This window comes from Streptomyces sp. NPDC004629, from assembly GCF_042873595.1.
Taxonomy (GTDB): Bacteria; Actinomycetota; Actinomycetes; order Streptomycetales; family Streptomycetaceae; genus Streptomyces.
Window position 1 is genome coordinate 54,126 of the sequence record NZ_JBIALO010000003.1, and the last position, 24,053, is coordinate 78,178.

The window sequence follows — 24,053 nt, forward strand, 5'->3', positions numbered from 1 at the left end:
TTCCGCGCCGAAAATCCCCCCTTTCCTTCCCGAGGGCTGGGCAGCCGCGGCTCACATGTATCCGTTGTAGTGCCGGAAATCGGGCCACATCTTCATCCAAGGCCTGCGCGGCTCACGGCAGACGGTGATTTTCTTGCCCTTCTCCGGGTTCGTCACCCCGAGGCCGTTGTCGAGTTCTGCAACGACCGAGCAGCTCTCGAATTCACGGTCGAGCAGGGCGCGGTCGATTCCGACGGCCACCACGACGTCCGCCGATTCCGGTGGCGGGCCCCACGCGTAGAGCTGGTTGTGCCCGCTGTACACGGCGGGCAGCGAGGAGGGCGAGCCGAACCTGTCGAGCGCGCCGGCCTCGCCGAAGTTCTCCGTCACAATGACGGCCCGGTCCCGTTCGGCCGCCGGGAGCGCCTGGTACGCGTCGGTGACCTGCCGCACTACGTGCGGCCAGCCGACGCTCTCCAAAGAGAGGGAGAAGTACTGGAAGTCGGCCAGCTTGCGCTCCGGCACCACGGGCAGGGCCAGCGCGACCTGGAGCGCGCCGCCGACGGCGAGTCCGCCCGCCACCAGGGCCAGCCGCCCCTTGCGGTGCGCGGTCCAGCGCTCGGCGATCACACAGCCCGCGGCGAACAGGCCCATCAGGAAGCCGCCCGTGTAGTCCGAACGCCCGCCTTCGATCATCAGCGCGGCGGCGGTGGCCACCAGGTAACCGGCGCCCAGCGCCCGCACGTACCGCCAGCGCCGCTCCCGGAAGACCTTGATGAGGCCGGTCACCCAGAAGAACGCCTGGGCGGGTCCGAACAGGAAGACCAGGTTGATGAAGAACACCTGGCGGTTGACCGAGCCGTCCGCCTCCGCCAGCCCCTCCGCCATCTGCAGTTGCGGAAAGTTGTTGGCGATCTGGTAGATCAGGTTCGGGGACCCGATGACGAGGGCCAGCGCCATCCCCTGGTAAAGCCGTCGGTCCCTGAACACGGACCGGGGCCCGACCAGCAGCAGTCCGGCGAGCAGGCTGACGGGCAGAAGCAGGATGATGAACTTCGCGTACAGGGCGACGCCGACCGTGGCGCCGGCGGCCAGCCACCACCGTCCGTCGCCGCGAAGCACGGCGCGCAGCATGAACAGCAGGACCGCACACCAGGCGACGGTGTCGATCGTGCTGGTCAGGATCCAGTGCGCGAAGCCGAGCACCATCGCCGAAGTCGCGAGCCCCGCGGCCGTCATCAGCTGCGCTCGGCGCCGACCGCCGAGTTCGGCGGCGATCGAGGCGCCCAGGACGACGATCGCGGCCGCCGCCAGGGCCCCCGGCACCCGGATCGCCCACAGGCTGTCGCCGAGGACGAGGGTGCAGGCGTGGACGAGCAGCGGCAGCATCGGGGGCTGGTCCACGTACCCCCAGGCCAGGTCGTGTTCGCCCAGCATCCGGAAGTACATCTCGTCCGGGTGGTAGCCGTACTCGTTGGCGAAGGCCAGCAGTACGACGGCCAGCGCCGCCGCGACGGCCCATACCGGACGTCGGTGCAGTCGTACGGCCAAGGAGTCGGTGGACTGCGTTCTCGGTTGCTCGGCGGTCATCGGCAACACGGCACTGGCTCCCTCGATGGGTCCTGATGGGACGTGGCACGGTCACCGGAAATTCTTCGCGCCCGCCCCCTTGCGACTCCATCAACTTGACTTGTCAGCGAAACAGGATGTCGATCCCGGCCGCCTCCCCGGAAACTCGTCCTCCGGCATGAATCGCACCCTCCTGGGGAGGAATGGTGACCACCAGTTCGTCACCCTCGGAGTCCCGACTGGAGCCCAGTGTCCCGGAGGCGGACAAAGCCACGGACTCGACCGCCGAGCACGGGGTCACCATCGTGATTCCGACATACAACGAAGCCGCGAATATCGCCGAGTTATTGAGCCGCATATCCGCCTCCGTGCCACCCGGGCAGGAGACTTCGGTGCTCTTCGTCGACGATTCGACGGACGACACCCCCGAGGTGATCCAGAAGGAGGCCGCGCGACTGCCCCTTGAGGTCTCCGTGCACCATCGGGCCGATCCGGTGGGCGGTCTGGGCGGCGCCGTCATGGAGGGCATCGCCCGCAGCAACACCCGGTGGATCGTGGTGATGGACGCGGATCTCCAGCACCCTCCCGCCCTGCTGCCGCAACTGATCGCCAAGGGCGAGGAGAGCGGCGCCGGGCTCGTGGTCGCCAGCCGCTACACCGACGGCGGTAACCGCAGCGGACTCGGCAGCAGATATCGCGTCCTGGTCTCGGGAGCGTCGACCTCGCTGGCCAAAGCCCTGTTCCCGAGGCTCTTGCGGGACACCAGCGACCCGATGAGCGGCTATTTCGCCATCCGCCGGGAGCTGGTCGGCCGAGCCGAACGCTCCGGGGCCCTGCGACCCCTGGGATACAAGATCCTGCTGGAGTTGATCGTCCGCTGCCGCCCCCACGCCATCGCCGAAGTGGCCTACGACTTCGGCGTACGTCATGCGGGCGAGTCCAAGTCGACCGTCCGGGAGGGACTGCGATTCCTGCGGCACCTCATACGCCTGCGCACCGGCGGTATGCCGAGCCGCGCGCTCGCCTTCGGAGCGATCGGCCTGTCCGGGTTCCTGCCGAACTTGGCGGTGCGGTGGGTCCTGACCCACAGCACTGATCTTCACTACGCCACCGCCGAGGTCGTCGCCAACCAGGTGGGGGCGCTCTGGAACTTCGTATTCACCGACAGGCTGCTGTACCGGGGCCGAGGGCGCCTCGGCCGCCACACGAGGCTGCTGAGCTTCATCGCCCTGGCCAACGCCGATCTCGTGGTCCGCATCCCTCTGATGGTGCTTCTCGTGTCAGGCGTGGGCCTCACTCCCGTGCCGGCCACGGCGATCGCTCTCTGCCTGGTCTCCCTCCTGCGCTTCCTTTGCGTGGACCGCTTCCTCTATCGCTGAGGCAGGGACGGTTTCGCCCGTCACGAACACCTCGCGGCCCCTCGTGCGCGGTTTCCGCGCCCCTACGACAGCATGCAATCCGGCTCCGACGGCTCGACGGAGTGTCCCGAGAAGGCCGGAAGCCGGGTGCGCAACCGGCCTGTGAGGAGCGCCATGCCCAGGGGGGTCACCGTGTGCAGCGCGCTGGTACGCACACGTCGCGTCGTGATGAGCCCCGACTCTCGCAGTACCGCAGTGTGCTGACTGGCCGTTCCCTGCGAAATTCCCAGGCGCTCCGCGAGCTGTGACGTGGTGGAGGTGTCGATCAGGGCCCGCAGCACGGCTGCCCTGGTGTTTCCAAGGAGTGCGCCGAGGGACCAGCGCTCATGCCCCGATTCGGGCGTCGGGTTCTCGTCCCAGCCGTTGATGATGCTCGGTGACGCGGCGAAGACCAACGCAGGCTTCGCCAGTTCGACGCCCCGGCCTGCCATGGCCGGCAGGAAGACCGAGGGCTTGAGGATCAGGCCCCGTCCGTCCAGGGCGATGTCCTGGTCGGGGCCGTCGTGAATCTCGAGCACTGGCGGATTCCAGATGATGCGGGGATGCAGCGTGGACAGCATGCGTTCCACACCTCCCACGGCTGCAATCCGACCGTGCGAGTCGCAAACGGCCTCCAGACGTTCCCGAATCCGCCCCCAGTACGGAGCGACGCCCAGCTTCCACACGTCGAGCGCCGCCTGGGTGGCCTTCGCATGTTCCAAGGTGTATGCCATCCGCCCCCGTCCGGCGGACGAACGCCTCAGCAGACCTAGGAGATCGTCCAGCGCCCCGGGGGAACGCGGCACCGTCGGGCCGACGGACCGGCCGTGCTCTCTGAGTGTGTTCCGTAAGTCGACGCGCCACCTGGCATAGGGGTCGTCCTGCTGCAGCCCGTGCAGTACAGCGAGAGCGAAGACCCCTTCCACAAGGGGGCTCAGTTCACTCTGCAGGCGAACACGCGCCAAGTCGGCACCCGTGAAGTGGATTCGTTGCACAGCATCGCCCCCGCAGCAGTAGCCCGGCTCGACTGGCCCTCCCGCACAGCATCTACACTGATGTTGGATGAGTAGCGATCAGCCAAGCACATCAGTTGAACCGCTGGCCAACGCTAAGCCTTGGCATCCAGTCGGTCAACCAACATTGGACGAGGGCTTGAGTGGATCACACACCAGTGTGAAGCTAGGGTGGCTTTCAATAAGGGGAGGCCACGCGATGCCCAACGGCGACAGCGAGCCTGGCAACAGCCTGGCTGACAAGCTCAATCACCTGTTCGTCCACGTGAAGCCGTCCGGCCGCACCCCGTACACCGTCGAGGAGGTCGCGCGCGCCATCACCGCTGCCGGGATACCAATCTCAGGCAGCTACATCTGGCTCCTGCGCAAGGGACAGCGCGACAACCCGACCCTCCGTCATATGGAGGGACTGGCCAGGTTCTTCGGCGTGCCTCCCGCGTACTTCTTTGATAACCAGGTCACCAAAACGGTGAATGCCGAGTTGTCTCTGCTCACCGCTCTGCGCGACGCGAAGGTACAGCGGATCGCCCTGCGCACCGCCGGACTCTCGGAGAAGAGCCTTGAATCGATCGGCGAGGTAATCGAGCGGGTGCGTGAACTTGAGGGACTGCCCGACAGCCCGACGGACAACGGGCAGCCCTCGTAAGCGAGATCGGTTGATCCGCCAATGGGTGTCAGCCGTTGTCAGGCCGAACCGCAAGTCGGCCCGCCGCGAAGACGTATCGGACCCGGCGGAGAGCATCCAATTCGGTCAACGGATTGCCGTCGACGACAACGAGGTCGGCACGCATGCCCGGGGCCACGACACCTGTATCCCTGAGCCCCAGAGCATGAGCAGCGTTGACCGTGGCCATGTCGAGGATCTCGGCATTCCTGAACCCGAGCGAGGCGAAGAACTCAAGCATGCCGACGTAGTCACCGAACCGTGCTCCTGGCACCCCGGCGTCGGTGCCGGCGATGAACCGGACACCAGCCCCGCGCATTTCCTGAATGACCTCGGCCATCTGCTGCGCGCGTTCGGATCCCATTTGTTTGAGAAACAATTCCCAGTCCCCGGAAACACAGCGGCAGACGGCCACGTCGTGGCCGACGATGCGGCCGGTGATCGCCGAGTCGTAGACGATCCCCTCCGCGGTGCGCCAGGAGCAGTGCTCGATGGTCCGGACGCCGGCGTCAACACACTGGCCAATGGTCTCGGTGCCATGCGCATGAGCGGCCACATCCAGGCCGTGGCGTGCCGCTTCCCGAACGATCAAGCGGAGTTGAGCGGCGGTGAACTGCGGCTCCCACATGCGCGGGCCGCCCGGAGTAAGCGCGCCGCCCGAGGCCATGACCTTGATGAGGTCGGCCCCGGCCTCCGCGTTACGGGCGATCTGCGCCCGGATAGCGTCGTCCGTGGTCACCTCACCGCCCAGAAAGCCGCAATGGCCACCGCGTGAGGTCAGCGGTGTGGTCGCGGCGAGGATGCGAGGCCCGGTGACGGCTCCGGAGCGGATGGAATCGCGCAACGCCACGGTGAGCCCGTCCCGGTCACCGAGATCCCGTACGGTGGTCACCCCCGCGGCCAGCATGAGCCGGGCGCGGTCCGCCATGGCGGTGGACAGCTCGCTGGATTCGGTGTCGACCACCGCGCCGACGATGTCCGGACCCGCGTCGAAGGCGAGGTGGACGTGGCAGTCCGCCATTCCGGGCAGCACCGTCGCCCCGTGGCAGCGCAACCGGGGCACCTGTGCGTCGACTGACACGTCCAGTTCAGCAGCGGCGCCGACGGCGACGACGACGCCGGAGTCGACAAGTACCGCGCCGTCGGCGATCAGATGCTCTGCGGGTCCGGCGACGACGCGATCGGCGATGATCAGTACCTTGCTCACGATTGCCTTCCGTGTAGGGCCTTGGATACGGCGATGAGTTCACGTGCGTCGGAGTCCAGGTCGGCGCCGACGGGTACCGCGACGCGGACCGCGGCCCGTTCGGCGTGCGAGGACTCCGCCGTCGGCTTCAAGGCCAGTGCTTCGGTAATGTGCCGGGCGAGTTGGTCGGCCGACGCGCGGGCGAGATCGGTGTCGGACGCGACACGCGTCAAATACGGGCTGAGGCGCACTAGACCGTCACGGCACTCGATGAGCCGCCGATAGAACCGCTGCTCGTGGGTACGGTGCAGGCGCAGCCGGCGCCACCGGGAATTGACCGGCGACTGGTCCAGGACGAGCTCCGGGTAGGCATCGGTGAGCGCCGTCCACAGCGGAGTGAGCTCGTCGTACATGCGATGGTGGTGCGCCATCGACCGCAGCCGGGTGAGTAGTTGCACGCAGGCCGAGTAGCAGATCCCGGTGAGCGTGATCCCCATGGCCCAGTTGGACAGGGACCAGTTGAGGGTGTTGAACGCCTCGTGCGACCCGGGTTCGCCGATGCGCAGCGCCACCAGGATCATCCGGTTCACCGCGGTCAGGGTCAGTCCGAGGAGTCCCAGGGCCATGATCCGCAAACCGAAACCCAGGTGCTGGGCCGCTTTACGCGCGTAGCGCAGGGCCCATTGCCCGGAGGCCAGATAGGCGTAGACGAAGTAGGCGTTGCCGACGAGGTAGAACCAGGCGATGCCCGGCTCTGCCATGTACGGGGTGCCCAGTGAGTGACCGCGCATCGCCGCGGGTGTGGCCGTCATCGAGGCCATCAGAGCGATCAGGACACCGGCGAGCAGGCCGCTGTGCAAGCGCAGGTGCCGGTGGTACACGGCGTCCGCGCCGCGCACGGAGGAGGCGAAAAACAGAATCAGGACGAACAGGCCCAACATATAGATCCCGTTGAACGCCACCTTGCCGACGCCCACGGCCGTAGCCCCGTCGATCGCACTGTTGATCTCTGGAATGCTCAGAACCTCACCGCCCAGCAGCAACAGCAGGCAGGTGACAAGGAGGCGCAGTACCCGGTCGTGCGGGGCGCGTGCCAGATCGAAGCCCTTCCACAGCGCCCCGATGCCCAGCAAGATGATCAGAGGCACCTGGAACATCACATCCACCCCCAGCGGGGGTGAAGCGCGGAACGCAGCGGACCGAGGGCAGGGTCCTCAGAGGCACAGGGGGCGACGTGGCTCAGTACGGCGGACCACTCCTGGATGATGGTCGCAACCAACTCCGCCTCGCGCTCGCATTCCTCGTCGTATGCGGTGCGACGCCACGTTTCGTTGATGACGTCGTGCGGAATGTCCGGCAATGGGATGCGCCAGACTTCGCCTTCGGATTCTCCCCCCGTGTGGTCGGCAAGTATGTGGCCTACCTCGTGCAGGATGATGTGATCCTGATGCGCCGAGCTGGTTTCCTGCTGGTAGAAGATGTAATCCACGGTGTCCGTGGCGATCCACAAACCGAATGGACCCGGTACGGGCAGAGGGTGGGACACCAGATGCATAGGGCGACCGCGGTAGTCGCCCAGAAGTCTGCAGAGTTCATGCACCTGGAGCGGAGGCCTTATACCGAGGTTTCTGAGTAAGCGCCTGCAGCGCTTCCTTAACCGTCGCTCGTTCAAAACCGTATCCCCGCTTGTAGGTCCGTTGGACGCGCGGTTCTCCCCGCTCTTGGTCGGCATAGCTGCGGAGAGTTGCCGGGTGGTGACTGCGCCCTCCCCAGTTAATCGTTGTCAACGGGAGTGCCGGGTGCAAGGGGTGAAAGGCCCCCATGGTGATGTTGACTCAAAAGGAACTCCTGCCTCCGTTGGTTTGGCGTTCTCCGGACAGCTTGAGAGAACCCGGACCAGTTGACCCTGCCGGCGGAACGAGTCGGCCTGTCGGCCACCCTGGGACCAGCGACCACCGGCTGTCGCAAGGGTCAGGTTCTGCTGATCCGCCGTGCCACTTCTGCCGTGACCTCCTCGGGCGTGAAATCTCGGAACAGCCCGCTCAAGGCGCAGGCCAGTCGCGCCCGCCGCGTGGAGCGCGGCGGGCCAGTGCCTGGGCGATGACCGCCTGGAGGTACTCCTCCGGGGTCTGTCCGGCGTCCACCGCGAGGTTTCGGAGCCGCTCCTCGGTGTCCGGCTCCATCGGGATGCTCATCAGGTACTTGCCGTCACGGCCGGGGAATACCGCGCAGAGCACGTCGACGGGCAGGGCGTCTCCCAACCGCTTCCAGATCTTCCGTACCGCTCTGCGCTCGTCCTTCGCGGAGACAAGGACCACGAGGCGCCTGCCGTCGTCGGAGGCCGCCACTCGCAGTCGGCTTTGCTCCTGTGCGGCTCTCAGCTCGAGTGAGCCGGCCTCGCGGGTCAAAACGATCTCGATGGCGTGCAAGGGCACTTCGCCTCTCCTCTCTCTCGGTTCATTCAAGGGAGATCACTCCGTCGGGCAGCCAGCCCTGCCCGTAGCCGTCGATGAGGTCGAGCAGCACATCCGGCTCCACTCGCACACCCCTGTTCCGTAGTTCGGCTGTCGTCCACCACCGCGCGTCCGGCGCCAGGAGGATGCGTACGTCGCATGGCCAAGCACCTGTAGCGGGCGCCGCCAGGACGAAGTACTCCTCGCGTGGGCGCTGCTCAGACACGGGCAGCCGTCCGGCCACGGGGGCGATCCGCAGTGCGGGCAGCCGCAGTTCACGTCTGAGGTGGCGTGCGGTGGCCCGGCGGAAGGACTCGCCCGGCCGTATCGGATGCGCGGGAACTCTCCAGACGACCGGGGACACGGCGCGGTTCGGCACCAGCAGGAAGCGCCGCGCCAGCGGGTCGATGACGACGGGGCGGACACGTGCGGCTGGCTCGGGGCCTGGACTGGTCACATCGCCACTTTGCCTTCATGTGATTGGAATAGCATGCCGATGTGTTCCATATGGGTGTGTCCGGGCAGGATCCGGCATGAGTCATCCAGCGGACTGGATGCGATGTGCGCGCGTCAGCGCCTTCGCATCCAGTTCACTGGATGGCATAGGGAGATCTGGTCGGACCGAGCGGTGGCGGGTCCGGCTGGACGTGGTGTGAACACGTCCAGCCGACTCGGCATCGTTCGACCCGGCCGGATACGGACCATCGGCGAGGGGAGGAGCACGGTGTGGCCCGACCGGCTGGTCGTGGGAGACCGGGTCCGGTTCGACGGGCAGGTGTGCACGGTGACCAGCGTGTGCGGCGGGCACGTGGCGCTGCGGGACGGCCTCGGCGCCACCGAACAGGTTGCCGTGGTCACGCTGCTGGCCGCGGAGGACTTCGCGTTCCTGGAACGGGATACGGAGCCCGCATGGCGGGAGGAGTCGCCCCTGCCGGAGACGGTGCTGGATCGGGCACGCTGGTGGCGGCGGCACATTGCCGAGGTACTGACCGGTGTGCCATACGGCGCTCCACCCGGCACCCAGCCGCGCCCTGCCTACGACCCCGCCTGCCGCACTCTGGCCGAGCGGGAGGAGGCCAAGGCCAGGGAACTGGCCGATCTGGGGATACGCGCGGCTTCGGCGCGGACGGTGCGGCGTAAACGGCAGCGCTATCAGCAGCATGGGCTGGCTGGTCTCACCGATGGCCGGGCCGGACCCCGCCTCCCCGGTGACGACCCGTTGCACCCCCGGGTGGAGGCATTGGTACGGGATCTGCTCGCGAGGCAGATCCCGGGGCAGCGCCTGCGAGCCGAGCAGTTGCACGATCAGGTGCTGACTCGCCTTGCCGTGCCCATCGCGGCGGGAGAGCTGCCTCGGCCGTCCCGGGCTGCCGTCCGGCGCCTCGCCGCCCGGTTGCTCGCCAACGCGGTGGAGGGCCGGACCGGCTGGCTGGCCGCTGCGGCCGTGGGCGAGCGCGTCCACCTGGACGTGGTCGAGCTACCCCTGCTCTCCGGCGGGGAAGGCGGGGACAAGCGCCTACGGCTGCTGATCGCTCTCGACGAGGCGACCAGGCTCGTCCTGACCGCCGTGGTCCACACCGAGCACCGGCCGCCGCTGCACGGAACGCTTCTCGCCCGGATCTGCGCCCCGTTGGGCGTGCGGTCAGACTGGGGCGCCGTCCTGTCCGGAAGCCCTTCCGGCCCACCCCGACGAGAAGCGCCCCCACCGATCGTCCGCCCGGACACCCTCGTCGTCGACGGCACCAACGCACCCGGCCTGCGTGTGCTGCGCGAAGCCTGCGCCCAGCTGGGGATCCACGTGCAATTCGCGCAACGCCTGCGGCCGGTGGACCGTGGTGGTGTGGAGCGCACGCTGCAGCGCTTCGCATCGCTCTTCACCGACCATCTGCTCTCCGCTGCCGGGCAGAGCGCGCACGCGGCCGGATGGCCGCCCGCAATGGTCCAGGACATGCTCGATGCATGGGTGATCCATACCTGGCCGGACACTCCGATGCCGACCGCAACCGCGGGCGGAGCACATACCCCACGAACCCGTCATGAGACGCTGACCGCCCCGCGGGATGGACACCGACCCCGGTCCCCGCACAGCAGCTCACGGCGTTGCTGAACACGGCCTGGCGTGTCGTCGGTCCCTCCGGGCTGCGGCTCGGCGGGCGCCTCTACGACTCCCCGGCCCTGGAACCCCAGCGCCACGCAAAGGCGCCAGGCGCCGGCCGCCACACGTTCGAGGTGCGGTGGGACCCATACGACCTCGAGCGGGTGTGGCTGCGTACCGCACACGACGAGTGGATCACAGCCCGTGCGGTGCCTCCCGCTGACCGATCCAGCGCTCAACTCGCCTTGTGCCACGCACCGCTTGAAAGCACCGAGATCTACGTCGGCCCCGGTCGGGGCGGGGCGGGGTCGACCGTCAGTGACCAGACGGCACGCGGCCCCGTCGCCGCCGGCGGGCAGTCGTTCCAGGACTGGATGAACGCCTTCTTCCCGCTCCCAGCTCTGGACGACGGCACCCGCACGCTGCCGGAGGATCTGCGCGTGGCCTACCACGCCCAGCTCCCCCTGCGCGTGCCAGGCGTCTCGTCCGCCGTACGACGGATCGAGGACGCGTTGGCCGTCAAGAGGCGGGTCCGGCGCGGCCGTAGTCGGCCCACATTGCCGCCGGTGCGCTCCTTCCCGAGTCCCCCGGCTGACTTCGGGGACGAAGCAGAGCATGTGGTCCGTCAGTACGATGCCCTGATCGAGGAATCCAAGACAGCCATCGAAAGTCACAAAGCGGCTGCCGAAAGACACAACGCGGCGGCGCGCGAGGAGACCGGTAGGTGCGAGCTGCTGATCGCGCACCGCGAGGAGGCGGTAAGCCTGGTCGGGCTGCAGGCACGTCTGCGGGCCATGCACGAACGCGCCCGGGAACACGGCATCTTCGTTCCCCCGCCCCCCGCCCCTCCGGTGGAGCTGCGCATCGTCCCGAGCCCACAGGGCGGGGGGACGACCTCCCCGGCGGACGCGGAGCCCGCCCCTTCCGGGGTACCCACCGCCCCGCCGCCGGAGGACGCGGAACAGCCCCCGGCCGAGATCGTCATCCGCAGCACAAAGCAGCAGGAGATCCTGAACGTCATCGCCCAACGCCCTGAAGAGCCGTGGGGCAGCGAGGATCTGGCCAGAGCGCTCGGCATTCCCCGGGACCCCAGGGAACGCAAGAGCCTGCGTAACTGCCTGCGGGCCCTGACGATTTCCGGCGCTCTGGAACGCATCACACGGGAAGACGACCCCCACGTCTACTACCGGCCCCGACTGAACTGGAAATTCACCTGACCCCGACCGCCCGCAACACGACACCCACAAAGCACCGCCGCACATAAGAGACCGCCACCGCAGTTTTCCCTGGTTGGCCCCAGGGTGCGGTGGCGGCCGGGCCCGCTAAGGCCGTTTCCGACACTACCCGGCACCACCCGGGCGTGTCCGGCATTCGGCCAAATTGCCCTGCCTGCTTTCCCGCAGGCCGTTCGAGGAGTCCGAATGCCCATGCGAATTCACCGTGGAGGATTGCCCGGCTCGCGGCCGGGCCACAGGTCCACCTCCAGCGCCTTCTCCAGGTTCGCGATCGTCAGCAGGTCGCACCACACCACACCGTCCAGCACCTGCGTGATCGTCATCCGCGACACCCCGGTACGCCGGGACACCTCGGCGATCGACCAGCCGCGGGCGTCGATCGCACGGCGCAGCCGGGCCGCCACCTCCTGCGCCACCCGGGCCCCGTGGTGGTCATCGAGCACAGCGTGCGGCCAGACGCCCTCGACCACGTACTTGAAGGGCTTGAGGCTTCGCTTGTCTCCCTGGGGCACGTCGAAGAGTGTCGCCCATACGGACCTCCAGGCATGACAGCGTCCGTCGCATCGGCGTCATGCTATTGGAAAAGCACCCCTCCCGGGGTTCTTTCCTGGCGGAGAGTCACGATGGACGCGATCGAGCAGTACCGGCCCAAGCTGGCCACCCCTGTCTGGGAACGCATCGGCCCCGACTGCCGCCGCGCTGTGAGCCAGGCGAAGCCCGCCACGCCCAAGGATGCCCGCGACTGGATCGGCGCCCTGGCGTATGCCGCCGCGCACGCCGACGCCTGCGGGCGCCCCACCAAGGCCGAACACCTGCTCACGCCGGAGGCGGTCGAGTGGTACCTGGCCACCGGCTACGCGCACGTGGGCGAGGCGGCCCGCGCCAACCGCCGCGGCCGCCTCGGCAGGCTCCGCCGCGCCCTGCTCGGCCCCGACCTGATCACCGGCAACCCGGCCGTGTACTCCGGCTCAGACGCCTCCCGTCCCTACACGAGGGCCGAGCAGGCCCAGCTGTACGCCACCGCCCGCGCACAGCCCACCGACGAACTGCGCTACGGCCTGCTGACCCTGCTCGCCCTCGGCTTCGGCTGCGCCCTGGACTCACCCGAGATCATCCCGCTGCGCGTCCATGACGTACGCGAGGCACCCAACGGCGCGGTCGCCGTCGGCGTTCGCGGCCCGCGCGCCCGCACCGTCCTGTGCCGAGCCGCCTGGGCCCCGGTCCTCCTCGAGGTCTCCGCCTGGGTCTCCACGCCCGGCCAGGCCCGCTACCTCTTCCGCCCGAACAGCTACGCCCGCGGCACCAACACGGTCACCAACTTCCTCGCCCGCACAAAGACTTCACCCGGCTGCCCGCCCCTGGTGATGGGCCGCGCCCGCGCCACCTGGCTCGTCGACGCCGTCGAGGCCCGCATGCACCTGCCCACGCTCATGGCGGCTGCCGGCCTGACGACCCTGCGCTCCATCGACCGGATCCTGCCGTACGTCCGCAACCTCTCGCCCGAACAGGCCGCCCAAGCACTCAAGGAGTTGTGAGAACATGACCAGCAAAATCGACCGCCGTCTCCACTTCGCCCGCATGCGCTCCTGCGGCGTTCTGGTTCCCGACGACGTGGCCGCGAGCATCCTCGACGGCATCGACGCCTCAGGCCTGGTCGAGGAGATCGAACCGCTCGTCGCCAACACCACCGGACGCCCCAGCCAACTCCCGGTCAGGACCCTGCTGTTCGGCATGAGTCTGGCCTCCGCCCTCCACCGCGGCGTCGTGACCCTGACCGCCGTCACCGACCTGCTCTACTTCTCACTGTCCGACACGATGCGCGCGCACCTCGGGCTCCGCCGCTATCCCAACCACGACAAGGGCTTCGAAGCCGGCTACGGCACCGTCCGCCGCCGCTTCCACCGCGTCGTCCGCGCCATCGACCCGTCCCCGCTCCCCAAGAACCACCGCCTCGACCGCTCTGAAGCCGACCGCATCCTGGCAGAGGCCGATCCGAACGAATCCGCCCGCAAGCGCACCCTCATGCTCAAGCTGGCCAACATGATCCTCGGCATGTCCCTGCGCGAGGTCCGTCCACTCCTCAAAGCCCACTGGGACGGCTCGGTCGCCGTCGACGCCACCGTCGTCGGCGCCTACGCCAAGGGGCTCGCCCCCGACAGCCCCGTCACCTCCACCGACCCCGACGCCGCCTGGTACGTCCGCACGGCCAAGCACGAGGACCCCCTCGCCCTGGACCACCTCAGCACCGCCGACACGGCCAGGCAGAAGAAGAACACCAAGATCCAGAAGAAGGTCGAACGGATCAAGAAGCGCCTCTACGGCTACGACGCCTCCCTCGTCGTGGCCCGCGACCCCCGCCACCACGGAGCACCTCTGCCCGACGGCTCCGCCGACCCCGACGCAATCCCCGCCCTGATCCTCGCCTTCTCCATCGACAAGCCAAGCCACCGCCCCGGCCAGGTGGCCGTCGAAGCGCTCCAGCAGATCGGCGACAGCCTCCCTCGCGGCTACCTGGCCGGCGACCGTGCCTACAACGACCAGAAGCCGGAGAACTTCCAGCTGCCCATCCGCGCCATGGGCTACGAGCCCGTCTACGACTACGCCAAGGACCAACTCGGCGTGCAGGCGGGCTTCGCCGGCGCCCAGCTCGTCGAGGGCAGCTGGTACTGCCCCTCCATGCCCGACGAGTTCAAGGGCGCCACCAAGGACCTGATCGACGAGAAGATCGACAAGCAGACCTGGATCGACCGCATCCGCGCCCGCGCCGCCTACCTCTTCATGCCCAAGCAGCGGCCCGACGCCGAGGGCCACCGCCGCATGATGTGCCCCGCCGAGGCAAACCGGACCCAGTGCTCCCTCAAGGCGTACACCCTCGGCCGCGGCATCCACCTCCCCCTGGTCGACCCCAAGCCCGGCCCAGCAGGCCCCACCGCCTGCTGCAAACAGCGCACCATCACCGTCCCGCCCGAGTCCGGCGCCAACCTCTGGCAGCCCCTCCAGTACGGCTCCGAAGCCTGGCAGCGCGTCTACTTCCGCCTGCGCAACAGCATCGAGGGCATGAACGGCTACGCCAAGGACACCCTCCGCGAACGTCTCGAGAACCCTGGTAGCCGCCGCATCCGTGGCATCGCCGCCCAGACGATCCTCCTGGCCTTCCAGCTGGCCCACGCCAACAAGCGCAAACTCACCACCTGGGCCGACGCCATCGCCCTGGGCGGCGACCGACCCCGGCGCCGCCCCACCCGCCGGCGCAAGACCAAGCCCCTGGGCACCTGGACCCCCAAGGGCTACGCCACCAGGCCGGAAAAGCCCCAGTCCGAAGAGTGAGACTGCGCACACCCTGGTAACTCACTGAAGATCAATAACCACAGAATCCGACTGCCCGGCGGCCCACCGGCCGCCGGGCAGTCATGCGTGTAAGCATCATCACACCACAGCGGACCTGCCCAGACACAGCGAAACGGGCTCATCGTGATCACGATGAGCCCGTTTCGTCGGTGCTACCAGGACACTTTCATCGGTGTCCCACTGTGCGCGAGGGGGGAGTTGAACCCCCACGCCCTTGCGGGCACTGGAACCTGAATCCAGCGCGTCTGCCTATTCCGCCACCCGCGCATTGGGTGTGCCTTCCGGCTGTGCCCCTTGGGGCCCGGCGCCGTCCGACATGCAGAAGATTAGCACGCCGGTCAGGGTGGGTTCACATCACTTGTCGTCGGCCCTCCGCCGGCCCGCCACGCGTCTCAGGGTGTGCCGGTTCGCGTATCAACCTCGTACCGGTCCAGGCCATCTCCCCAAGAGGTGGCCGGGTCCACAGTCGGGTGCGGGACACTTGTCTTCGCCCGCCTCTACGATCCTTGGCGGGAGGAGTTCGAAGGGTGCCCGCCCAGGGAACCGGCTCAGTGCCGGGGGCGTGGATACGATCAGTAAGCAGTACCAGGCAGAGCAGTACGCGCAAGCAGTACGGCAGGGCAGTACGGCAACGAAGGAGGAGGTGCCCCATGGGAGTCCTGAAGAAGTTCGAGCAGCGTCTCGAAGGTCTGGTCAACGGCACCTTCGCCAAGGTGTTCAAGTCCGAGGTCCAGCCCGTGGAGATCGCCGGAGCACTCCAGCGCGAGTGCGACAACAACGCCACCATCTGGAACCGCGACCGGACCGTCGTCCCCAACGACTTCATCGTGGAACTGAGCGCCCCGGACTACGAGCGCCTGAGCCCCTACTCGGGCCAGCTCGGGGACGAGCTGGCCGGCATGGTGCGCGACTACGCCAAGCAGCAGCGTTACACGTTCATGGGACCGATCAAGGTCAACCTGGAGAAGGCGGACGACCTGGACACCGGCCTGTACCGGGTCCGCAGCCGTACGCTCGCCTCCTCCAGCAGCCAGCAGGCCCCCGGGCCCGCCGCCCCGGCCGGGCGGCCCGGCCCCGGCTCCGCGCCGGGCGGATACGGGTACCCGCAGCCCGCCCCGCCCGCCGGCGCGCCCCCCATGCCCAGCTCGCCGCCGCCCGGCGCCCGGCCCGGGGGCTACGGCTACCCGCAGCCCGCAGGCCAGCGGCCCCCGGCCGCCCCGACGGGCGGCGGACGCACCCGCTACTGGATCGAGATCAACGGCACCCGCCATCAGATCTCCCGCCCGACGCTGGTGCTGGGCCGCAGCACCGACGCCGACGTGCGGATCGACGACCCCGGCGTCTCCCGCCGGCACTGTGAGATCCGGACCGGAACGCCCTCGACGATCCAGGATCTCGGCTCCACCAACGGCATCGTGGTGGACGGGCAGCACACCACCCGCGCTACGCTCCGCGACGGCTCGCGGATCGTCGTGGGCAGCACCACCATCATTTACCGGCAAGCCGAAGGGTGAAGCGGGGGCAATGTCAGAGCTGACCCTCACGGTCATGCGGCTGGGTTTCCTGGCCGTACTGTGGCTGTTCGTGATCGTGGCCGTGCAGGTCATCCGCAGCGACCTGTTCGGCACGCGCGTCACCCAGCGAGGATCGCGCAGGGACGCCGGACGCCCCCAGCAGGCCGCCCGGCAGCAGGCACCCCGGCAGCAGGCCGCGCCCCCGCAGCCGCGTGGCCAGCAGGGCGGCGGCCGGCAGCGTCGCAACGCCCCCACGAAGCTGGTGGTGACCGAGGGCACGCTGACCGGCACCACCGTCGCGCTGCAGGGCCAGACGATCACCCTGGGCCGGGCGCACGACTCCACGATCGTGCTGGACGACGACTACGCCTCCAGCCGCCATGCCAGGATCTACCCCGACCGCGACGGCCAGTGGATCGTCGAGGACCTCGGATCCACCAACGGCACATACCTGGACCGGTCCCGGCTGACGACTCCCACACCGATCCCGCTGGGCGCGCCGATCCGCATCGGCAAGACCGTCATCGAGCTGCGGAAGTAGTGCTACATCATGAGTGAGCGCGAGCGGAGCGAGCACGCGACGGCGGACCGCAGGGCGGCCCCCGGCGCGCTCCCGACCGGAGGGTGGGCAGTGTGGCTCGACACGACCGGCTGTACCAGGAGCAGCCGACGGGCGAGGTGCGCATGAGTCTGTCACTGCGCTTCGCCGCCGGATCGCACAAGGGCATGATCCGGGAGGGCAACGAGGACTCCGGTTACGCCGGTCCCCGGCTGCTCGCCATCGCCGACGGCATGGGCGGCCAGGCGGCCGGCGAGGTCGCCTCCTCCGAGGTGATCTCCACGCTGGTCACGCTCGACGACGACGTGCCCGGCTCCGACATCCTCACCTCCCTCGGCGCCGCCGTGCAGCGCGCCAACGACCAACTGCGCGCCCTGGTCGAGGAGGACCCGCAGCTGGAGGGCATGGGCACCACGCTCACCGCCCTGCTGTGGACCGGCCAGCGCCTCGGCCTCGTACACGTCGGCGACTCCCGCGCCTATCTGCTGCGGGACGGGGTCCTCACCCAGATCACCCAGGACCACACCTGGGTGCAGCGGCTCGTCGACGAGGGACGGATCACCGAGGAGGAGGCGACCACCCACCCGCAGCGCTCGCTGCTCATGCGCGCGCTCGGCAGCGGTGACCACGTCGAACCGGATCTGTCCATCCGTGAGGTCCGGGCCGGCGACCGCTATCTGATCTGCTCCGACGGCCTGTCCGGCGTCGTCTCCCACCAGACGATGGAGGAGACCCTCGCCAGCTATCAGGGCCCGCAGGAGACCGTGCAGGAACTGATCCAGCTCGCGCTGCGCGGCGGCGGCCCCGACAACATCACCGTCATCATCGCCGACGTCCTCGATCTGGACACCGGGGACACCCTGGCCGGCCAGCTGTCCGACACCCCCGTGGTGGTCGGCGCGGTCGCCGAGAACCAGCACCACCTGCACGACAACGGCATCATGCAGACGCCGGCCGGCCGCGCCTCGCACCTCGGCCGTCAGGTGCCCGGCCAGGGCGGCGGCGAGTTCGGCCCGCCCGGCAGCGGCGACACCACCGGCTACATCCCGGCCGGCAGCTTCGGCGACTACGGCGACGACGACTTCGTCAAGCCGCACAAGGGCCGCAGATGGCTCAAGCGCTCCCTGTACGGCGGTCTCGCCCTGGCCGTCATCGGCGGTGGCCTGTACGGCGGTTACCGCTGGACGCAGACCCAGTACTACGTCGGCGTCAAGGGCGAGCACGTCGCGCTGTACCAGGGCATCAGCCAGGACCTGGCCTGGGTGTCGCTGTCCAAGGTGGAGCGGGACCACCCCGAGATCGAACTCAAGTACCTGCCGCCCTACCAGCAGAAGCAGGTCAAGGCCACGATCGCCGAGGGCGGCCTGACGGACGCCCGGTCGAAGGTCCAGGAACTGGCCGTGCAGGCCTCCGCCTGCAAGAAGGAGGCGCAGCGGCAGGCCGCCGACAGCGAGAGCAACGCCAAGACGGGCCAGGGCGAGGCCGGGGGCACCACGGGAACCACGCGTGCCTCCCTCACGTCCAAGGCCGCGCAGACACCCGACCCGTCGGCTTCCCCGGGTACGTCGTCGTCTCCGTCGTCTCCGTCCAAGCCCCCGTCCACGACCCCGTCCGCGACCCCCAGCCCCGGCCCCACCCTCTCGGAGGATGAGCAGAAGGTCGTCTCGCTGTGCGGTAAGCAGTAGGCAAGCCGTGAGAGGCCCCGTCACACGATGAGCAGTACTTCCAACACGTCGACGCACCACACGTCCACGATCGGCTCCATCGGCGCGCCGAGCCGACGCAACACCGAGCTGGCGCTGCTGGTGTTCGCCGTCGCCATCCCGGTGTTCGCCTACGCCAACGTGGGCCTGGCCATCAACGACCAGGTGCCGCCGGGCCTGCTCAGCTACGGCTGCGGGCTCGGCCTGCTCGCGGGCGTCGGCCACCTCGCCGTACGGAAGTTCGCCCCGTACGCCGACCCGCTGCTGCTGCCCCTGGCCACGCTCCTCAACGGCCTCGGACTCGTCGTCATCTGGCGGCTCGACCAGTCGAAACTGCTCCAGTCGCTGCCCAACTACGTGACGGCCGCGCCCCGCCAGCTGCTGTACACCGCGATGGGCATCGGTCTGTTCATCGTCGTGCTGATCTTCCTCAAGGACCACCGCGTCCTGCAGCGCTACACCTACATCTCGATGTTCTGCGCGCTGGTCCTGCTCCTGCTGCCGCTGGTGCCCGGCCTCGGGGCCAACATCTACGGCGCGAAGATCTGGATCAGGGTCCCCGGACTCGGCTCCCTCCAGCCGGGCGAGTTCGCGAAGATCGTCCTCGCCGTCTTCTTCGCCGGCTATCTGATGGTGAAGCGCGACGCCCTGGCCCTCGCCAGTCGGCGCTTCATGGGCCTGTACCTGCCGCGCGGCCGCGACCTCGGACCCATCCTGGTCGTCTGGGGGATCTCCATCCTCATCCTGGTCTTCGAGACCGACCTCGGCACCTCGCTGCTGTTCTTCGGAATGTTCGTCATCATGCTGTACGTCGCCACCGAGCGGACCAGCTGGATCGTCTTCGGTCTGCTGATGTCCGCGGCCGGCGCCGTCGGCGTGGCGAGCTTCGAGCCGCACGTCCAGCAGCGCGTCCAGGCCTGGCTCAACCCGCTGAACGAGTACAAGCTCAGCCAGCAGGGCGTGGCCGGCCACTCCGAGCAGTCCATGCAGGCGCTGTGGGCCTTCGGTTCCGGCGGCACCCTCGGCAGCGGCCTCGGCCAGGGCCACTCCGACCTCATCCGGTTCGCCGCCAACTCCGACTTCATCCTCGCCACCTTCGGCGAGGAACTGGGTCTGGCCGGCGTCATGGCGATCCTGCTGCTGTACGGCCTGATCGTGGAGCGGGGCGTACGCACCGCCCTCGCCGCGCGCGACCCCTTCGGCAAGCTGCTCGCCGTCGGCCTCTCGGGCGCCTTCGCCCTCCAGGTCTTCGTCGTCGCCGGCGGCGTCATGGGCCTGATCCCGCTGACCGGTATGACCATGCCGTTCCTGGCGTACGGCGGTTCCTCAGTGATCGCCAACTGGGCCCTCATCGGCATCCTGATCCGGATCAGCGACACCGCGCGCCGCCCCGCCCCGAGCCCCGCCAGCAACCCCGACGCCGAGATGACCCAGGTGGTCCGCCCGTGAACAAGCCCCTGCGCCGGATCGCGATCTTCTGCGGCCTCCTGGTCCTCACGCTGCTCATCCGGGACAACTGGCTCCAGTACGTCCAGGCCGACAGCCTGAAGAACGACACGTTGAACCGCCGCGTCACCATCGCCCGCTACTCCACCCCGCGCGGCGACATCATCGTCGACGGCAATCCCATCACCGGGTCCACCGCGACCAGCACGAGCGGTCTGAACGACCTGAAGTACAAGCGCACCTACAAGGATGGCCCGATGTGGGCGCCGGTCACCGGGTTCGCCTCGCAGGCCTTCGGCGCCAACCAGCTGGAATCCATCGAGGACGGCATCCTCACCGGCAACGACGACCGGCTCTTCTTCCGCAACACCCTCGACATGATCACGGGGAAGCCCAAGCAGGGCGGCAACGTCGTCACCACGCTCAGCGGGGCCGCGCAGAAGGCCGCGTACGACGGTCTGAAGGCCCAGGGCGGCAAGGGCGCGGTGGCCGCCATCGATCCGTCCACCGGCAAGATCCTGGCGCTGGCGTCCTACCCGTCGTACGACCCGTCGTCGTTCGCCGGGAACTCCACGGACACCGACACCAAGGCGTGGAACAAGCTGCTGAAGAAGAACAACCCCGCCGACCCGATGCTGAACCGGGCGCTGCGCGAGACCTACCCGCCGGGCTCCACCTTCAAGGTGGTCACCGCCGCGGCCGCGCTGGAGAGCGGGCTGTACACCTCGGCCGACGAGAAGACCAAGTCGCCGCTGCCGTGGACGATGCCCGGCACCACCAAGCCGCTGCAGAACGAGGGCAACCTCCCCTGCAAGGACGCCACCATGCGCGAGGCGCTGCGGGTGTCCTGCAACACCGTCTTCGGCAAGATCGGCTCCGATCTCGGCAACGACAAGATGCTGGCCGAGGCGAAGAAGTTCGGCTTCGACGCCGAGCAGTTCACCCCGGTCCGCTCCAGCGCCTCCGTGTTCTCCGACGACATGGACCAGTCGCAGACCGCGCTGTCCTCGATCGGTCAGTTCAACACCGCCGCCACCCCGCTGCAGATGGCCATGGTCGCCTCGGCGGTCGCCAACGACGGCAAGCTGATGAAGCCGTACATGGTCGACAAGCTCCAGTCGTCGAACCTGGACACCATCGAGCAGACCGACCCGGAGCAGCTGAGCCAGCCGCTGTCCTCCAAGAACGCGCAGATCCTGCAGTCGATGATGGAGACGGTCGTCAAGGACGGCACCGGCAAGAACGCACAGATCGGCGGCGGGATCACCGTGGGCGGCAAGACCGGTACCGCCCAGCACGGCGTGGGGAACAGCGAGAACCCGTACGCCTGGTTCATCTCGTATGCCAAGCTCAGTGACGGCAGCTCGCCGGTCGCCGTGGCCGTGGTCATCGAGGACGAGAACGCCAACCGCGACGACATCTCCGGCGGCGGCCTCGCGGCGCCGATCGCAAAGAGCGTGATGGAGGCGGTCATCAACGCCAAGCAGTGACCCCGCTCACGTCCCCTTCACATCGGTGCACGTTGCGATACCGGTCCTGTATCGGGTCACGGGCTTGGCCAGGTCACACAGAGCGAGCCGGGTACGGTAGGCCCGGACGGCAGCCTCCGGCCGCACACACCGTGCCGGCCGGGACCGACGGAGAGGGCTGGTAGGTAGCTATGGAAGAGCCGCGTCGCCTCGGCGGCCGGTACGAACTGGGCCAGGTGCTCGGCCGTGGTGGCATGGCGGAGGTCTACCTCGCGCATGACACCCGCCTCGGCCGCACCGTCGCGGTGAAGACGCTGCGCGCGGACCTCGCGCGCGACCCGTCCTTCCAGGCCCGGTTCCGCCGGGAGGCCCAGTCGGCCGCCTCGCTCAACCATCCCGCGATCGTCGCGGTCTACGACACGGGCGAGGACTACATCGACGGGGTCTCGATCCCGTACATCGTCATGGAGTACGTCGACGGCTCCACGCTCCGTGAGCTGCTGCACTCCGGCCGCAAGCTGCTGCCCGAGCGTGCGATGGAGATGACCATCGGCATCCTCCAGGGACTGGAGTACGCGCACCGCAACGGCATCGTCCACCGCGACATCAAGCCGGCCAACGTGATGCTGACCCGCAACGGTCAGGTCAAGGTCATGGACTTCGGCATCGCCCGTGCGATGGGGGATGCCGGCATGACGATGACGCAGACCGCGGCGGTCATCGGCACCGCGCAGTACCTGTCGCCGGAGCAGGCGAAGGGCGAGCAGGTGGACGCCCGGTCCGACCTGTATTCGACGGGTTGCCTGCTGTACGAGCTGCTGACGGTGCGGCCGCCCTTCGTCGGGGACTCCCCGGTGGCCGTGGCCTACCAGCACGTCCGGGAGGAACCCCAGGCGCCGAGCGTCTTCGACCCCGAGATCACGCCCGAGATGGACGCGATCGTGCTGAAGGCGCTGGTCAAGGACCCGAACTACCGCTACCAGTCCGCGGACGAGATGCGTGCCGACATCGAGGCGTGCCTCGACGGCCAGCCGGTCGCGGCGACGGCGGCGATGGGCGCGGTCGGCTACGGCGGCTACCCGGACGACCAGCCGACGACGGCACTGCGCGCGGACGCCGGGGCGGGCGCCACGACGATGCTGCCGCCGATGAACCCGGACGACGGCGGCTACGGCTACGACGAGCGTCCCGACCGGCGCCGGCAGCAGAAGAAGAACAACACCTCGACGATCCTCCTCGTGGTCGCGGGCATCCTGGTCCTGATCGGCGCGATCCTGATCGGGATGTGGGCGTTCAGCGGCAACAAAGCGGGGGACGGCAAGGTCACCACGCCGAACTTCGTCGGAGCGAGCCAGCAGACCGCGCAGAAGATGGCGGAGAACGTCGGCCTGACGGTGACCACGTCCAAGAAGCCCTGCGAGGACCAGCCCAAGGGCAAGGTCTGCTCCCAGAACCCGGACCCCGAGACGGACATCGACAAGGGCTCCTCGGTCAGCCTGGTCATCTCGACGGGCGCGCCGAAGGTCGCGGTGCCCAACGTCATCAACAAGGACGTCGACACGGCCACGCAGCAGCTCGAAGACAAGGGCTTCAAGGTCAAGACAACGGAAACGGAATCCCAGCAGACCGAGGGGACGGTCCTCAGCCAGGACCCCGACCCCGGTACGGAACTGGAGAAGGCCTCCACGGTGACCCTTGAGGTCGCCAAGGAAGTGGCGAAGTCGACCGTGCCCGATGTCGTCGGCAAGACCTGCGACGAGGCCAAGGCCCAGATGACGGCCAACGACCTGGTCGGCAACTGCACCGAGACGCCCGTGACGGACGCCTCCCAGGACGGCAAGGTCATCTCGACCAACCCGCAGGCCAACCAGCAGGTGGACAAGAACTCGCAGGTGACGATCACCGTCGGCAAGCTGCAGCAGCAGAAGACGGCGGTACCGGACGTCCGCGGGCGGACCGTGGCGGTGGCCAAGCAGATGCTGAACGGCTCCGGCTTCACCAACATCCAGTTCGCGGGGGGCAGTGATCAGAGCGACAACGCGGTCGTCACCGGTCAGAGCCCCAACCCGAACCAACAGGTCGACGACCCTGGCGGCACCCAGATCACGCTGACCACCCTGGGCGCCGGCGGCAACAACGGCGGCGGCGGAAACGGCGGCTTCTTCGGCGGCCGCAACGGCTGACCCACCCCATAAAGAGTGGGCCCCTACCGGAAACCCTCCGGCAGGGGCCCACTTCGTCGTGCCACAAAATCCGCTCCCGCCTAACCCGCCTCCGCCCGACTCGCTTTCGGACGACTCGCTCCCGTGCCGACTCGGCTCTTTCGGGCCACCCGGGCTCCGGCGGCCCGTTCTTCGTGCGGCTCGCCTCCGGGTCCACTTCCCCACGCGACCGGCCCCGCCTCGGCGGCACGCCTCCGAAAG

At 68.5% G+C, this 24,053-nt stretch carries 20 protein-coding genes and 1 tRNA gene; 12 read left to right on the forward strand and 9 right to left on the reverse strand.

Annotated elements, in window-relative coordinates; translation table 11 throughout:
• Positions 1-51: 51 nt before the first annotated feature.
• Positions 52-1,569 carry a glycosyltransferase family 39 protein gene (locus ACFYTE_RS05535; RefSeq protein ID WP_388705287.1) on the reverse strand — a complete coding sequence of 506 codons (1,518 nt, stop codon included), beginning with the start codon at positions 1,567-1,569 and terminating at the stop codon, positions 52-54.
• Between the two features lie 185 nt (positions 1,570-1,754).
• Here ACFYTE_RS05535 and ACFYTE_RS05540 point away from each other — a divergent pair, with 185 nt between their 5' ends.
• Positions 1,755-2,927, forward strand: a complete 1,173-nt coding sequence (locus tag ACFYTE_RS05540; RefSeq protein ID WP_388705290.1) for a glycosyltransferase — start codon at positions 1,755-1,757, stop codon at positions 2,925-2,927.
• 62 nt (positions 2,928-2,989) lie between these two features.
• Here ACFYTE_RS05540 and ACFYTE_RS05545 read toward each other — a convergent pair whose 3' ends face one another.
• Positions 2,990-3,679, reverse strand: coding sequence for an ArsR/SmtB family transcription factor (locus ACFYTE_RS05545; RefSeq protein ID WP_388705292.1), 690 nt, complete (start codon positions 3,677-3,679; stop codon positions 2,990-2,992).
• Positions 3,680-4,157: 478 nt separating this feature from the next.
• On the opposite strand from ACFYTE_RS05545, the gene ACFYTE_RS05550 reads away from it, so the two are divergent.
• The gene (locus ACFYTE_RS05550; RefSeq protein WP_388705295.1) at positions 4,158-4,604 is read left to right on the forward strand and encodes a helix-turn-helix domain-containing protein; all 447 of its coding nucleotides are present in this window, start codon (positions 4,158-4,160) and stop codon (positions 4,602-4,604) included.
• Between the two features lie 28 nt (positions 4,605-4,632).
• Here ACFYTE_RS05550 and ACFYTE_RS05555 read toward each other — a convergent pair whose 3' ends face one another.
• The 5 genes from ACFYTE_RS05555 to ACFYTE_RS05575 all read right to left on the reverse strand — a co-directional run bounded on the left by ACFYTE_RS05555 (position 4,633) and on the right by ACFYTE_RS05575 (position 8,718).
• Positions 4,633-5,829 carry an amidohydrolase family protein gene (locus tag ACFYTE_RS05555; RefSeq protein WP_388705298.1) on the reverse strand — a complete coding sequence of 399 codons (1,197 nt, stop codon included), beginning with the start codon at positions 5,827-5,829 and terminating at the stop codon, positions 4,633-4,635.
• The gene (locus ACFYTE_RS05560; protein ID WP_388705301.1) at positions 5,826-6,956 is read right to left on the reverse strand and encodes an MAB_1171c family putative transporter; all 1,131 of its coding nucleotides are present in this window, start codon (positions 6,954-6,956) and stop codon (positions 5,826-5,828) included. The genes ACFYTE_RS05555 and ACFYTE_RS05560 overlap by 4 nt, the downstream gene beginning before the upstream one ends.
• Positions 6,957-6,964: 8 nt before the next feature.
• On the reverse strand, positions 6,965-7,297 hold the full coding sequence (locus ACFYTE_RS05565; protein WP_388705304.1) for a hypothetical protein: 333 nt from the start codon (positions 7,295-7,297) through the stop codon (positions 6,965-6,967).
• Positions 7,298-7,850: 553 nt separating this feature from the next.
• The gene (locus ACFYTE_RS05570) at positions 7,851-8,243 is read right to left on the reverse strand and encodes a hypothetical protein (RefSeq protein WP_388705306.1); all 393 of its coding nucleotides are present in this window, start codon (positions 8,241-8,243) and stop codon (positions 7,851-7,853) included.
• A gap of 22 nt (positions 8,244-8,265) precedes the next feature.
• The gene (locus ACFYTE_RS05575; protein WP_388705309.1) at positions 8,266-8,718 is read right to left on the reverse strand and encodes a hypothetical protein; all 453 of its coding nucleotides are present in this window, start codon (positions 8,716-8,718) and stop codon (positions 8,266-8,268) included.
• 195 nt (positions 8,719-8,913) lie between these two features.
• Between ACFYTE_RS05575 and ACFYTE_RS05580 the strand changes: the two genes are divergently transcribed.
• Both ACFYTE_RS05580 and ACFYTE_RS05585 read left to right on the forward strand, forming a co-directional pair.
• Positions 8,914-10,368: a helix-turn-helix domain-containing protein gene (locus tag ACFYTE_RS05580; RefSeq protein ID WP_388705310.1), complete on the forward strand. Its 1,455-nt coding sequence runs from the start codon at positions 8,914-8,916 to the stop codon at positions 10,366-10,368.
• Positions 10,362-11,573 (forward strand): Mu transposase C-terminal domain-containing protein, encoded by a 1,212-nt coding sequence (locus ACFYTE_RS05585; protein ID WP_388705312.1) that lies wholly within the window; start codon positions 10,362-10,364, stop codon positions 11,571-11,573. The genes ACFYTE_RS05580 and ACFYTE_RS05585 overlap by 7 nt, the downstream gene beginning before the upstream one ends.
• Positions 11,574-11,791: 218 nt before the next feature.
• Here the strand turns inward: ACFYTE_RS05585 and ACFYTE_RS05590 are convergent, their stop codons facing one another.
• On the reverse strand, positions 11,792-12,103 hold the full coding sequence (locus ACFYTE_RS05590; RefSeq protein ID WP_030050704.1) for a helix-turn-helix domain-containing protein: 312 nt from the start codon (positions 12,101-12,103) through the stop codon (positions 11,792-11,794).
• A gap of 111 nt (positions 12,104-12,214) precedes the next feature.
• On the opposite strand from ACFYTE_RS05590, the gene ACFYTE_RS05595 reads away from it, so the two are divergent.
• Positions 12,215-13,126, forward strand: a complete 912-nt coding sequence (locus tag ACFYTE_RS05595; RefSeq protein ID WP_388705315.1) for a hypothetical protein — start codon at positions 12,215-12,217, stop codon at positions 13,124-13,126.
• 4 nt (positions 13,127-13,130) lie between these two features.
• Complete coding sequence (locus ACFYTE_RS05600) at positions 13,131-14,918, forward strand: hypothetical protein (RefSeq protein ID WP_388705317.1); 1,788 nt, start codon at positions 13,131-13,133, stop codon at positions 14,916-14,918.
• Between the two features lie 204 nt (positions 14,919-15,122).
• Here the strand turns inward: ACFYTE_RS05600 and ACFYTE_RS05605 are convergent.
• Positions 15,123-15,206: transfer RNA gene (locus ACFYTE_RS05605), tRNA-Leu, on the reverse strand.
• Positions 15,207-15,589: 383 nt separating this feature from the next.
• Between ACFYTE_RS05605 and ACFYTE_RS05610 the strand changes: the two genes are divergently transcribed.
• The 6 genes from ACFYTE_RS05610 to pknB all read left to right on the forward strand — a co-directional run bounded on the left by ACFYTE_RS05610 (position 15,590) and on the right by pknB (position 23,813).
• Positions 15,590-16,453: an FhaA domain-containing protein gene (locus ACFYTE_RS05610; RefSeq protein ID WP_388705319.1), complete on the forward strand. Its 864-nt coding sequence runs from the start codon at positions 15,590-15,592 to the stop codon at positions 16,451-16,453.
• A 10-nt stretch (positions 16,454-16,463) separates the two neighbouring features.
• Positions 16,464-16,994 (forward strand): FHA domain-containing protein, encoded by a 531-nt coding sequence (locus ACFYTE_RS05615; RefSeq protein WP_351731046.1) that lies wholly within the window; start codon positions 16,464-16,466, stop codon positions 16,992-16,994.
• 143 nt (positions 16,995-17,137) lie between these two features.
• Positions 17,138-18,697: a Stp1/IreP family PP2C-type Ser/Thr phosphatase gene (locus tag ACFYTE_RS05620; RefSeq protein ID WP_388705931.1), complete on the forward strand. Its 1,560-nt coding sequence runs from the start codon at positions 17,138-17,140 to the stop codon at positions 18,695-18,697.
• A 27-nt stretch (positions 18,698-18,724) separates the two neighbouring features.
• Positions 18,725-20,164 carry an FtsW/RodA/SpoVE family cell cycle protein gene (locus tag ACFYTE_RS05625; protein WP_388705321.1) on the forward strand — a complete coding sequence of 480 codons (1,440 nt, stop codon included), beginning with the start codon at positions 18,725-18,727 and terminating at the stop codon, positions 20,162-20,164.
• A complete protein-coding gene (locus tag ACFYTE_RS05630; protein WP_388705324.1) occupies positions 20,161-21,651 on the forward strand; it encodes a peptidoglycan D,D-transpeptidase FtsI family protein in 1,491 nt (496 codons plus the stop codon). The genes ACFYTE_RS05625 and ACFYTE_RS05630 overlap by 4 nt, the downstream gene beginning before the upstream one ends.
• Positions 21,652-21,821: 170 nt before the next feature.
• The gene (pknB, locus tag ACFYTE_RS05635; RefSeq protein ID WP_388705327.1) at positions 21,822-23,813 is read left to right on the forward strand and encodes a Stk1 family PASTA domain-containing Ser/Thr kinase; all 1,992 of its coding nucleotides are present in this window, start codon (positions 21,822-21,824) and stop codon (positions 23,811-23,813) included.
• Positions 23,814-24,053: the final 240 nt, after the last annotated feature.